At 71.4% G+C, this 11,827-nt stretch carries 11 protein-coding genes; 5 read left to right on the top strand and 6 right to left on the bottom strand.

Going from position 1 to position 11,827, the window contains the following annotated elements; genetic code table 11:
• Positions 1-30 precede the first annotated feature (30 nt).
• The gene (locus ACLBXX_RS05345; protein WP_447657148.1) at positions 31-174 is read left to right on the top strand and encodes a hypothetical protein; all 144 of its coding nucleotides are present in this window, start codon (positions 31-33) and stop codon (positions 172-174) included.
• A 44-nt stretch (positions 175-218) separates the two neighbouring features.
• On the top strand, positions 219-878 hold the full coding sequence (locus tag ACLBXX_RS05340) for a TrmH family RNA methyltransferase (protein WP_447657147.1): 660 nt from the start codon (positions 219-221) through the stop codon (positions 876-878).
• A gap of 22 nt (positions 879-900) precedes the next feature.
• On the opposite strand, the gene ACLBXX_RS05335 is transcribed toward ACLBXX_RS05340, so the two are convergent.
• The 3 genes from ACLBXX_RS05335 to ACLBXX_RS05325 form a co-directional block, all read right to left on the bottom strand.
• Entirely contained in the window at positions 901-2,112 is a 1,212-nt protein-coding gene (locus ACLBXX_RS05335) for an NAD(P)/FAD-dependent oxidoreductase (RefSeq protein WP_447657146.1), read from the bottom strand.
• Entirely contained in the window at positions 2,109-3,170 is a 1,062-nt protein-coding gene (locus tag ACLBXX_RS05330) for a semialdehyde dehydrogenase (RefSeq protein ID WP_447657145.1), read from the bottom strand. Before ACLBXX_RS05330 ends, ACLBXX_RS05335 begins: the two co-directional genes overlap by 4 nt.
• A gap of 91 nt (positions 3,171-3,261) precedes the next feature.
• Positions 3,262-4,581, bottom strand: coding sequence for an MATE family efflux transporter (locus ACLBXX_RS05325; RefSeq protein WP_387141804.1), 1,320 nt, complete (start codon positions 4,579-4,581; stop codon positions 3,262-3,264).
• 219 nt (positions 4,582-4,800) lie between these two features.
• On the opposite strand from ACLBXX_RS05325, the gene ACLBXX_RS05320 reads away from it, so the two are divergent.
• From ACLBXX_RS05320 to ACLBXX_RS05310, 3 genes are all read left to right on the top strand, one after another.
• Positions 4,801-6,765 carry a M13 family metallopeptidase gene (locus ACLBXX_RS05320; protein ID WP_447657143.1) on the top strand — a complete coding sequence of 655 codons (1,965 nt, stop codon included), beginning with the start codon at positions 4,801-4,803 and terminating at the stop codon, positions 6,763-6,765.
• 64 nt (positions 6,766-6,829) lie between these two features.
• Positions 6,830-7,741: a serine hydrolase gene (locus ACLBXX_RS05315; RefSeq protein WP_378904830.1), complete on the top strand. Its 912-nt coding sequence runs from the start codon at positions 6,830-6,832 to the stop codon at positions 7,739-7,741.
• 159 nt (positions 7,742-7,900) lie between these two features.
• Entirely contained in the window at positions 7,901-9,013 is a 1,113-nt protein-coding gene (locus tag ACLBXX_RS05310; RefSeq protein ID WP_447657142.1) for a 5-methyltetrahydropteroyltriglutamate--homocysteine S-methyltransferase, read from the top strand.
• Between the two features lie 42 nt (positions 9,014-9,055).
• Here ACLBXX_RS05310 and ACLBXX_RS05305 read toward each other — a convergent pair whose 3' ends face one another.
• From ACLBXX_RS05305 to ACLBXX_RS05295, 3 genes are read right to left on the bottom strand one after another with little or no spacing between them, the layout of a single operon-like run.
• The gene (locus ACLBXX_RS05305) at positions 9,056-10,021 is read right to left on the bottom strand and encodes a VOC family protein (RefSeq protein ID WP_447657140.1); all 966 of its coding nucleotides are present in this window, start codon (positions 10,019-10,021) and stop codon (positions 9,056-9,058) included.
• A gap of 22 nt (positions 10,022-10,043) precedes the next feature.
• The gene (locus ACLBXX_RS05300; RefSeq protein WP_447657139.1) at positions 10,044-11,123 is read right to left on the bottom strand and encodes a 4-oxalomesaconate tautomerase; all 1,080 of its coding nucleotides are present in this window, start codon (positions 11,121-11,123) and stop codon (positions 10,044-10,046) included.
• Positions 11,110-11,826 (bottom strand): 4-carboxy-4-hydroxy-2-oxoadipate aldolase/oxaloacetate decarboxylase, encoded by a 717-nt coding sequence (locus tag ACLBXX_RS05295; protein WP_447657193.1) that lies wholly within the window; start codon positions 11,824-11,826, stop codon positions 11,110-11,112. Before ACLBXX_RS05295 ends, ACLBXX_RS05300 begins: the two co-directional genes overlap by 14 nt.
• Position 11,827 lies beyond the last annotated feature (1 nt).

Raw genomic sequence — 11,827 nt, 5'->3', positions numbered from 1 at the left:
CTCGACATATCCGGAGAGGAGGCGGTGCAGATGACGACGAAGTTGGTCGCGGCGATCCATCGCGCGATGGAAGGCATGCGGGAGTGCCGGGGCTCGCGCCGGAGCCACCGCGCGTGGCGGGCGTCGCTCGCGGACACGCGCCGCAGCCAGTGGCACCAGGCACCGCACGCCTGATCGCCCGATCGCCGGGTGCGCGCCGCGGCGGATAGCCTGGGCCGGTGAACCCGCCCGACCCGAGCGCCGCCGAGCCCGCCGAGCCGACGCTGCCGGTCGGCGTGGGGCCGTGGCCGGGTGGTCCGGACTCGTGGCCCGACGATCCGCGGTACGACCGCGAGCTGCTCGCGAACGGCGACGCCCGAAACGTCGTCGACCCCTACCGGTACTGGACGATGGACGCCATCGTCGCCGACCTCGACACGCGCCGCCATGCGTTCCACGTGGCGATCGAGAACTGGCAGCACGACATGAACATCGGCTCGATCGTGCGCAGCGCCAACGCGTTCCTCGCCGCCGAGGTGCACATCATCGGCAAGCGCCGCTGGAACCGCCGCGGAGCCATGGTGACCGACCGCTACCAGCACGTGCGCCATCACGAGACCGTCGAGGCGTTCACCGCGTGGGCGGATGCCGCGTCCCTGCCCGTCATCGCGATCGACAACGTCGAGGGGTCGCTGCCACTGCCGGCCGCCGACCTGCCCGAGGCGTGCGTGCTGCTGTTCGGCCAGGAAGGACCCGGGCTGTCGCCGGAGGCGCTGGCGGCAGCATCCGGAACCGTCCAGATCGAGCAGTACGGCTCGACCCGCTCGATCAACGCCAGTGCCGCCGCGGCCGTCGTCATGTACGAGTGGTGCCGCCGCTGGGCGTCCACCGGTCGTTGAGCGAGCTTGCGAGCCGAAACGCTCAGGCGGCAGACGTCCTCATTCCGGAGACGGCCTGAGGAGGGGTCCTCGCGGCGCGCCGACGCGGCGTGAACGCGAAGCGTGAGAGGTCCGCCACGACGCCCGCCGCCCGCGAACGCGACGGCATGAAGCGGAGGAAGAATCCGAGGCGCAGGATCCACGCGAGTGTTCCGGTGAACGGCACCCCGTACAGCTCCGAGATGCCGCGACCGAAGCCGAACGAGGCCGCGCGCCCGAGCCCTCGGTAGGTGAAGCGCCCCGCCGTCCGTCCGCGCAGTCGCCCTGCGATCGCGCGGCCGATGTGGTCGCCGCCTTTCATCGCCCACAGCGCGTTGGCGGGCACGGGCTCGCCCGTGACCGGATGCTCGACCCGCGCGCCGTCGCCCGCCGCCCACACGCCGTACCGGACCGCGAGCGTCGGCTGCGTGCGCAGGCGACCGCGTTCGTCGCGCCACGGGTCGAGCCCAGGGATGCGCACGGGACGCTGGCCGGTCGTGGCGACGACCGTCGCCGTCGCGAGCGACGACCCGTCGGAGAACTGCGCCGCGGTAGGTGTGACCTCGGTGAGCCGAACGCCGGTCACCACCCGTACCCCGAGTCGTTCGAGTTCCCGCGCGGCGCGGGCCGCCAGTCGTGGCTGATCGGACCACTCGCCGACGAGGCGAGCGCGGGAGTGCACGAGGGTGACGGGGTGTCCGCGATCGGCGATGGCCGCCGCGAGCTCGGCGCCCGCGATCCCGCCGCCGGCGACGACGACCGGCGATCCGGGCACAGTCGCGAGGTGGTCCGCGAGGTCGGCGATCTCGTCCGGGCCCCGAAGGGCGTAGCCGTGCTCGGCGAGCCCGGGGACCTCGGCGACCGGCTCCCTCGCTCCGGTGCCGACGACGAGGTGGTCGTAGGCCAGCGTCTGGACGTCGCCCTCGTCGTGGCGTCGGTACGACACCGACCGGCCCGCGGCGTCGATGCGCACCGCGCGGCCCTCGATGATGCGCGCGTGCGGCATGGCCTCGGCCAGCGGCGTGGCCACGCGGTCGCGGTCGATCATCCCCGCCAGCAGTTCGCCGGTGAAGCCGTGGAAGCGGTGCGCGGTGTCGGCCGAGATGACCACGATTTCGACGTCGCCTCGCCGCAGTCGTCGCCCGGCCCGGCGCGCCAGGGTCGCGTAGGCGTGGAGGGTGACGTAGCCCCCGCCCAGCAGCACCACGCGGGTCATGCGATCACCGTCGCGCCTCGCTCGAGCACCACCGGTGCGCCGAAGCTCGTCGGGGCGGCCACGCGGAAGCCGAGGTGTGAGAGCTCGCCAGCCCGAGCGCGGATGTCGTCGATCTGCTCAAGGGTGGGGTTGCCGATCGAGAAGTGGCCGCGGTGGCCGGTGAGGGCGAGGATCGCCGTCTCGGCGAAGCAGGCGTAGGAGCGGCCGTCGGGCAGGCCGATCTCGCCACCCGTGAGCCGCAGGCTCGGGATCGAGACGATGCCGCCGTCGACGACGAGCACGTCGGGCCGCGCGGTGGCGAGGGCGGGCGACGTGTTGCGCGGCTGGGTCGCGTCGAGCACGATCGCGCCGGGTGCGAGGTGGTCGGGGCCGAGGATCGTGTCGGCCGAGGCCGTGAGGAGCACGACCAGGTCGGCGCCCTGCACGGCATCGATCGACAGCGCGACCGTCACGTCGACGTCGCCGGCGACCGACGCCGCGAGCGCCTCCAGGCGCGGTGCGGTGCGGGCGATCAGCGTCAGCCGTGCCTCCGCGGGGTCGCGGGCGAGCAGCTTGGTGACCGCGCTGCCCACGCTGCCGCTGGCGCCCACGATCGCGATGTGCGGACGTCTGACACGCGCCGAGACGTGGAGGAGCAGCATCCGGATCTGGTCCTCGACGATCGCCGCCGTGAACGCGTTGCCGTTCGTCACCCCGATGTCGGAGCGTCCGCGCAGGGTGGCTCCGCCGGCCGTCACCGTCGCGGTGAGAGCGCCGAGTCCCACGACGTCTGCGCCGAGCGCGGCGCCGCGGTCGACCGCGCGGGTCACGCGCCGCCGGCCGCCCTCGATGTCGGAGAGCAGATGGCGTGCGCCGAAGGGAACCAGTACGACGTGACCGACGCGCTCGCCGCCGATCTGCACGCCGGCCATCGTGATCGGCGGCAGCGGCAGACGCCGCAGGGCGGCGTCGTAGGCGGACTCCGGCACCAGTCCGAGCGGCCGCCATGCGCGGGCGAGGTCCTCGCGCAGACGCGCACGAGGGTGGACGGTGAACGCGAATGTTCCGGTGCCGGACACAGGAGGCTCCTTCCGGCGGCCGCGGATGGACGCCATGTGACTCAGGAGCCGTCGGCAGCGGGGGTGATACCTCGGTGCGCGGAACCCGTCGTCAGGCCTCGACGGACAGCCAGGCCGAACCGCGCACGCGCCAGCCGAGGGTGGCGAGCCGGGCGAGCATGTAGACGCCGAAGAACGCGACGGCGAGCCACGCGAGCCCGGCCGCCCCGACGGGATGCAGCCACGCGACGAGCGCGAGCGCGGGGACGAAGGGCACGAGGTTCAGCACCCCGACGATCGCGAGGTACTTCGCGTCACCGGCGCCGATGAGCACGCCGTCGAGCACGAACACGACTCCGCACACCGGCTGGGCGATCGCGAGCACGATGAGCGCGGGCTGGACGAGGGTGGCGATGCCGGCGTCGCCGGTGAAGGCCAGCCCGATGACGCCCGACAGCGCCCCGATGATCGCACCCGTGATCACCCCGAACCACGCGCCCCACGCGACGGTGCGGCCGAGCACGCGGCGGACGAGAGGCCTGTCTTCGGCACCGAGGCCCTTGCCGATGAGCGCCTGCGCGGCGATCGCGAGCGCGTCGAGCGCGAAGGCGGCCGTCGAGAAGATCGTGAAGGCGACCTGCCAGCCGGCGAGCTCGACCGTGCCGAGCCCGGTCGCGACGGCGACCGTCGCCAGCAGTGCGAACCGCAGCGACACGGTGCGCAGGAACAGCCAGCCGCCGGAACGTGCGGAGCCGCGCACACCCTCGCGCTGAGGGCGGATGGATGCCTCGTGCCTGCGCGCGAGCCGCCCGACGACGACCGCGTAGGCGGCGACCATGCCCCACTGCGCGACGACGGTGCCGATCGCGGAGCCCGCGATGCCCCAGCCGAAGCCGTAGATGAAGAGCCAGTTGAGCAGGGCATTCGCGGCGAAGCCGAGTCCGGCGATCCACAGTGGCGTGACGGTGTCCTGCATGCCCCGCAGAAGACCGGTCGCGGCGAACACGACGAGCATCGCGGGAAGGCCCCACATCGAGATGCCGAGGTAGATCTCGGCCTGCTGGGCGACCTCGGGCGTCGCGCCGAACAGGCCGACGAGCAGCGGCGTCGCGACGTAGCCGACGAGCGCGAGCACCGCTCCGATGCCGAGCGCGAGCCAGATGCCGTCGATGCCGACCGACACCGCACGAGACGGGTCGCCGGCGCCGAACCGGCGCGCGACGGCGGGCGTCGTCGAATAGGCGAGGAACACCATGAGCCCGACGATCGTCTGCAGCACGGCGGACGCGATGCCGAGCCCCGCGAGCGGCTCGACGCCGAGGTGGCCGACGAGCGCCGAGTCGACGATGAGGAACAGCGGCTCGGCGATCAGGGCGCCGAGCGCCGGCACCGCGAGCCGCAGGATGTCGCGGTTCAGGGTGTCGGTCGTCACCCCAGAAGCCTAGGACCGGGCGCCGACGCCGGGGCGCAGCATCCATCGCTCCTCAGATGAGGACGAGAGCCGAGACGCGGGCCGATCCCCGCCGTCGGATCCGCAGCTCGGCAACGCTCCTCGATTGAGGAGTGAGCAGGTTCATCACAATGTCGTCACGAGCGGCGATCCGGTCGCTCCCGAGAGTTGTCCAGGCTTCGGGCGACTACCCTGGAACGCATGACCGATGCCCCCCGCTCCGGTCTCGCGCTCGAGGAACTCAGCGCCGAGATCCGCCCCCAGGACGACCTGTTCCGCCACGTCAACGGAAGCTGGCTCGACCGGACCGAGATCCCGGAGGACAAGGCACGGTGGGGCTCGTTCCACCTCATCGCGGAGCAGGCCGAGAAGGACGTGCACGCGATCATCGAGGAGTCGCAGCAGGCCGAGCCCGGCACCGAAGCCCGCAAGATCGGCGACCTCTACACGAGCTTCATGGACACCGAGCGCATCGAGGCGCAGGGTGCCGCGCCTCTCGCGGACTCGCTGGCCCGGGTCGAGGCGATCAAAGACATCCCCGGTTTCCTGCGCACGATCGGCGAGTTCGAGCGCGACGGCATCGCCGCGCTGATCCACCTCTACTTCGAGCCGGATCCGGGCAACCCCGAGCGCTACGTCCCGTTCTTCATCCAGGGCGGCCTGTCGCTGCCGGATGAGAGCTACTACCGCCTCGACAACTTCCAGGAGACGCGCATCGCGTTCCGCACCCACGTGCAGCGCATCCTCGAGCTCGCGGGCGTGGCCGAGGCCGAGGCATCCGCAGATCGCATCGTCGCGATCGAGACGGAACTCGCCACCCACCACTGGGACAACGTCTCGAGCCGCGACGCGGTCAAGACGTACAACCTCAAGACGTGGGACGAGGTCCAGGAGCTCGTCGGCGTCGACCTGACGCCGTGGCGCGAGGGCGCGGCCCCCGACCACGCCGACGCGTTCACCGAGATCAACGTCTACCAGCCGAGCTTCTTCGAGGGCCTCGGCGCCCTGCTCGTCGAGGACCGTCTCGAGGACTGGAAGGCGTGGCTGCGCTTCGCCGTCGTGCACTCCGGCGCCCCGTTCCTGTCGGAGGAGTTCGTGGCCGAGAACTTCGGGTTCTACGGCACGCAGCTGACGGGCGTCCCGGTCAACCGCGAGCGCTGGAAGCGCGGCGTCAGCCTCACCGAGGCCGCCCTGGGCGAGGCCATCGGCCGTGTCTACGTCGAGCGCCACTTCCCGCCCGCCGCCAAGGAGGCGATGGACGAGCTGGTGGCCAACCTCATCGAGGCGTACCGCCAGTCGATCGCCGAGCTCGAGTGGATGAGCCCCGAGACCCGTGAGCGCGCGCTCGCGAAGCTCGACGCGTTCACCCCGAAGATCGGGTACCCGGTGAAGTGGAAGGACTACTCCACCCTCGAGATCGCGAGCGACGACCTCATCGGCAACGTCCGCCGCGCCCACGTGTGGGAGCACGACCGCCAGCTCGCCAAGGTCGGCCAGCCGATCGACCGCGACGAGTGGTTCATGACACCGCAGACCGTCAACGCGTACTACAACCCGCTGATGAACGAGATCGTGTTCCCGGCGGCGATCCTGCAGTACCCGTTCTTCGACGTCGAGCGCGACGCCGCCGCCAACTACGGCGGCATCGGCGCGGTCATCGGCCACGAGATCGGCCACGGCTTCGACGACCAGGGCAGCCGCTTCGACGGCGACGGGTCGCTGCGCGACTGGTGGACCGACGACGACCGCGCCGCCTTCGAGGAGCGCACCAAGAACCTCATCGCCCAGTACGACGCCCTCGTGCCGCAGGGGCTCGCCGACGACAACAACGTCAACGGCGCGCTCACCATCGGCGAGAACATCGGCGACCTGGGCGGACTCGGCATCGCGATCAAGGCCTACGCCCTGTCGCTGGGCGATGCCGAAGCCCCGGAGCTCGACGGCTTCACGGGCATCCAGCGACTGCTGCTGAGCTGGGGACAGATCTGGCAGCAGAAGGGACGGGATGCTGAGACCATCCGTCTGCTCACGATCGACCCGCACTCGCCCAACGAGTTCCGGTGCAACCAGATCGTGCGCAACATCGACGCGTTCTACGATGCGTTCGGTGTGAGCGAGTCGGATGCTCTCTGGCTCGACGAGGATCAGCGCGTCACCATCTGGTGACGGCCGGGCCGCGTGCGGCCCGATCACCCCGCAACAACGTCAAGGGGAGGGAAACTCCGTGGGCATGGAGCCCAGAAAGGATGCCGAGTCGCTGCGGGGGGCGCGACGGAGCACCGGTCGGCGGCTGCCGAAGAGGGCAGCGGCCGGTCGTCGTTCGTTCACGTCGACGCTGAAGGCGCTCGACGATCTCGCCGCATCCGGGGCCAAGATCTCGGTGCGCATCACCGACCTCGACCGCGGGACGTCCGTCCTGTCGGGCGACGACTTCGTGACGCTGCCCGTCGCCGGGCTCGGCGTCGTGCCGCTGCTCATCGAGGTCGCGGCCGCGTTCGAGTCGGGGCGCCTCGAGCCGCTCGAGATCATCGATCGCGCGCACATCGAGCCCGTCGGGGTCGGGGGAGTGTGGCAGCACCTCAAGGCGCCTGCGCTGCCGCTCGTCGACCTCGCCGTGCTCACCGCGTCGACCGGCGACGCGCTCGCCGCCAACGCGCTGCTGCGCCGTGTGGGCCTGCCCGCCGTGCGCGCCCGCATCGAGGATCTCGGGCTCGCCCGATCGGCGCTGCTCGACCGGTTCCGCGACGAGCGCGGGCCCGATGACGCCCCGCACTTCGCCCTCGGCTCCGCGCGCGAGCTCGCCGAGGTGTTCGCGGCGCTGGTGAACTCGCAGGTCGTCTCGCCGAGCGTGAGCGCCCAGGTCGCGGAGTGGCTGAGTCTCAACCATGACCTGTCGCTCGTGGCATCCGCCACCGGGCTCGACCCGTTCTCGCACGAGAACGACGAGCACGGGCTGCTCTTCATCAACAAGACCGGCCGGGATGCGGGCATCCGTGTCGAGGCGGGTGTGCTGGCGGGCCCCCGCGCCGGAGTGTCGTACGCGCTCATCGTGTGCTTCGACGACCTGTCGATCTCGCACCGGCTGCGGGCGCACGAGGCGTTCCGCATCCTGGGGACCGACCTCATGGAGTACGTGTTCTGACCCGCGCCCTCTTCTCTCGGTGACACGACAGTCGGCGGAGGAGACGGTGGGATCTTCCCGGGGGCTCGTCCGTGCGCTGTCGTCTCACGGGGTGGGCGGTGATGACGCCGGGTGACGGGCGAGTACCTATGGCGGAAGGCATCCGGTACGCTCGCGAGGGTGTCAACACCGCCGTTCCGCGCCGACATCGTCGGCAGCTTCCTTCGTCCCGCTGAGCTCGCCGAGGCCCGCCGCAGGTTCGCCTCCGGCCAGATCGACGCCGATGCGCTGCGCGTCGCAGAGGAGACGGCGATCGCCGAACTCGTCGTGCGCGAGGCCGATGCCGGCCTGAAGCTCGCGACGGACGGTGAGTTCCGCCGCTCGTGGTGGCACTTCGACTTCTTCGGCCTGCTCGACGGCGTCGAGATCGTGGAGCTCGACCACGGCATCCAGTTCCAGGGCGTGCAGACCAAACCGCGCGGCATCGAGATCTCGGGCAAGATCGGCTTCAGCGACACCCACCCGTTCCTCGACCACTTCCGCTCCCTCAAGAGCCTGCTCGAGCGCACCACCGGCGCGGTGCCGAAGTTCAGCATCCCGGCACCCACCGTGCTCGACTTCCGCCTCGAGCCGGGGCACCTCGATGGCTCGGGCTATGACGGCCGCGACGACATCGTCGACGACCTCGTGCAGGCGTACCGTGACGCCGTCGCCGCGTTCTACGACGCCGGTGCCCGCTACCTGCAGTTCGACGACACCGCATGGGCGTACCTCTGCTCCGAGGTCGAGCTCGAGAAGGCGCGCGAGCGCGGCATCGAGACCGACGGCATCGCCGAGCGCTACTCCGGCATCTTGAACCGCATCCTCGACGGCAAGCCCGACGACCTCACGATCACCACGCACGTGTGCCGCGGCAACTTCCGCTCGACGTGGATCTCGTCGGGCGGGTACGAGCCGGTCGCCGAGCAGCTGCTCGGCAACACCGCGTACGACGGCTACTTCCTCGAGTACGACAGCGAGCGCGCCGGCGGCTTCGAGCCGCTGCGGTTCCTGCCGGAGGGCGACAAGACGGTCGTGCTCGGGCTCATCACGTCGAAGAGCGGCGAGCTGGAGAACGTGGATGCTGTGAAGCACCGCATCGACGAGGCGGCGGCGTTCGCCCCCCTCGAGCAGCTGGCCCTGAGCCCCCAGTGCGGCTTCGCCTCGACCGAGGAGGGCAACGTCCTCACCGAGGACGAGCAGTGGGCCAAGGTGCGCGAGGTCGTCGACATCGCCGCCGACGTCTGGCGCTGACCCTGCCCGGCCGGGTGCCCTTCGCCCCAGGGCGGCCCCGGGTCAGTGGGCGGGAGAGTCCACCACGGGGGTGCCGTGGGTGTGGAAGGTCTCGATCGTCTTCATGCCCCAGGCCTGGCCCTTGCGGCGTTCGGCCTCGGTCCACTCCACGACGGGCTGATCCGGGTCGAGCAGCAGGCGGGCGCCCGCGTTCGCGAACTCGATGCGGTTGCCGCCGGGCTCCCAGACGTAGAGGAAGAACGTCTGGTTGATGGCGTGCTTGTGAGGACCCGACTCGATGTGGATGCCGTTCTCGAGGAAGATGTCGGCGGCCTTGAGGATGTCTTCCCGCGTGTCGGGGGCGAACGCGATGTGGTGCAGGCGGTTGCCATGCTTGGTCCAGTCGTCGGAGTAGACGACGTCGTACGACTTCAGCGAGAAGTGGAACCACCACGCCGCGAACTTGCCGGTGTCGAGCCGGATGCGCTCGGACTCGCGCATGCCGAGGGCGTCCCGCAGGAACGCCCCGTTCGCTTCGACGTCCTTGGCGAGGTAGTTGATGTGGTCGAGGCGGCGCGCGTTGACGCCCCGGCCGGGGAAGCGGGAGGCCTGGTTCTTCAGCGCCGGCCTGTCGTCGTCGCCGGCCTGATACCGCTCGGCCTCGTAGAAGATCGACATCGCGTGACCGTCGGGGTCGGTGAACCCGTAGGTCGGCCCGCAGCCGACGTCGCCGTCGGTCCACCCGACGCCGAGCCCGGCCGCCTCGATCGCGGCGACGCGCCGCTCCAGCGCCTGCGGCGACGATGCCCGGAACGACGTGCGACCCACGCCCGCAGCATCCGATGCCGTCAGCTTGATCGTGTAGAGCTGGTACTCGTCCCACGTGCGCAGGTAGACGGAGTCGCCGTCCTCGGCGACGACGCGCATCGCCAGCAGGTCCTCGAAGAACCAGCGGCTCTCGGCGGGGGTGGGCGTCAGCAGCTCGACGTGGGCGAGGTGGGCGACGTCGAACGACGTGTCGGCGGTCATGGGGCGTCCTCTCTGACGGGTTTCATCGGCGCGGCCTCGGAAAGACCGTGCCGTCGAAGAGCTTGCGGGCGGTGCGCAGCGAGAAGGAGGTCGCGCGCCAGGCGCCGCCGTCGTCTTGCGTGACCCGCACGCGCGACGGGAAGGTGCCGCTCGGGTGCTCGATCGCGGTGTCCTCGTCGCCGAGCGGGCCCGCCATGTCGTGCCCCACAGCGCCGGGGATCCGGAGGGCGGCGGCGACGGATGCTGCCATCAGCACGCCGATCGCCGTGTGCACGCGCGTCGGGATGAAGGCGCGGGTCGAGATCGCGCCGCCCGCCCGCGGCGGCGACAGCAGGATCACTTTCGGCACCGTCTGCGCCGCCACGTCGCCGAGGCCCATGCGCGGACCGGCCGCGAGCCGCACCCGCTCGATGCGCGCGGCGAGGTGGGCATCGGCCTCGAGCGCCGCGGGCGACTCGGAGCCGTCGACGCCGAGGTCGTCGGCGCGCAGGAGCACGACCGGCATCCCGTTGTCGATGAGGGTCGCGGTGACGCCGTCCAGGTCGTCGGCGGGATTGCCGGTCGGGAGGAGGGGCTTGTCTTCGCCGCCCCCGACCTCGAGCTCGATGGCGGATGCCGTGCCCGGGACGCCGTCGATGGCGGCATCGCCGTCGTAGTCGGGCCGGCCGTCGGCCGTGGTGAAGACCGCGGTCGCGGTGTCCCCGGTGTTGAGGAGCCGGATGCGCACCGTCGTGCGGGCACCCGTCGCCGCGACGATGCCGCGCTCGACGGCGAACGGCCCGATGCCGGCGAGCAGGTTGCCGCACGTCTGCGCGTCGGCCACCGTCGCCGTGTCGACGCCGACCTGGAGGAAAAGGTAGTCGACGTCGATGCCTTCGGCGCCCGACGGCGAGACGACCGCGACCTTGCTGGTGAGCGGGTGCGCGCCGCCGATGCCGTCGATCTGGCGGGGGTCGGGCGAGCCCATGATCCGCAGCAGCAGGTCGTCGCGCTCGGCCGGGTCGTCCGGCACGTCGGAAGCGCTGAAGTACGCGCCCTTCGACGTGCCGCCGCGCATGAGCATGCAGCGGACGCCGTCGCGCACCGGGTCAGGCGCGCTCATCGTCGCGCGCCTCGTATTCGGCCTGCGTGACGTACTCGATGCCGAGCTCGGCGAGGAGGGGGCGCAGGCCCTTACGGTCGAGGCTCAGTTCAGCGCCGGACCCGTAGGCTTCGCGGTCCGCGGCCTCCTTCGCGACGCGGGCATCGGCGGCCGACAAGACGTCGGCGGCGCGCTCGCGCGGCACGACGACCACACCGTCGTCGTCGGCGATGACCACATCGCCCGGCCGCACCGTCGCACCGGCGACGACGATCGGCACGTTGACGGAGCCGGGTGTCGCCTTCACCGTGCCCTGTGCGTGCACAGCGCTCGACCACACCGGGAAGCCCATCTCGCGCAGGTCGGCGGTGTCGCGGACGCCGGTCGTGGTGACGAGTCCCCGCACACCCCGGGCTGTGAGGGCCGTGGCGAAGAGATCGCCGAACGCGCCGTCGCTCGACGGCGAGGTCGTGGCGACGACCAGCAGATCCCCGTCGCGGCACTGCTCGATGGCGGCGTGGATCATGAGGTTGTCGCCGGGGTGGCTCAGCACCGTGACGGCGGTCCCGGCGATGCGCACGTCGTGCTGGATGGGACGGATGCCGGGACCCACGAGTCCCGTGCGGCCCATCGCCTCGTGCACCGTCGCGACGCCGTGGGATCCGAGCGCGCGGGCGGTCGCAGCATCCGTCCTCGCGATGTCGGTGACGATGACGGGCTTCATC

The sequence above is a fragment of the Microbacterium sp. C23T genome, assembly GCF_053345975.1.
The sequence above is the reverse complement of the archived record's forward strand: the minus strand, read 5'-3'. Positions and strand labels throughout refer to the sequence as shown.

Excerpts from the sequence above, each read along its gene's own strand:
- ACLBXX_RS05345 (WP_447657148.1), top strand. The coding sequence starts at position 31 with ATGACGACGAAGTTGGTCGCGGCGATCCATCGCGCGATGGAAGGCATG.
- ACLBXX_RS05335 (WP_447657146.1), bottom strand. The coding sequence starts at position 2,112 with ATGACCCGCGTGGTGCTGCTGGGCGGGGGCTACGTCACCCTCCACGCC.
- ACLBXX_RS05320 (WP_447657143.1), top strand. The coding sequence starts at position 4,801 with ATGACCGATGCCCCCCGCTCCGGTCTCGCGCTCGAGGAACTCAGCGCC.
- ACLBXX_RS05315 (WP_378904830.1), top strand. The coding sequence starts at position 6,830 with ATGGAGCCCAGAAAGGATGCCGAGTCGCTGCGGGGGGCGCGACGGAGC.
- ACLBXX_RS05305 (WP_447657140.1), bottom strand. The coding sequence starts at position 10,021 with ATGACCGCCGACACGTCGTTCGACGTCGCCCACCTCGCCCACGTCGAG.
- ACLBXX_RS05300 (WP_447657139.1), bottom strand. The coding sequence starts at position 11,123 with ATGAGCGCGCCTGACCCGGTGCGCGACGGCGTCCGCTGCATGCTCATG.
- ACLBXX_RS05295 (WP_447657193.1), bottom strand. The coding sequence starts at position 11,826 with ATGAAGCCCGTCATCGTCACCGACATCGCGAGGACGGATGCTGCGACC.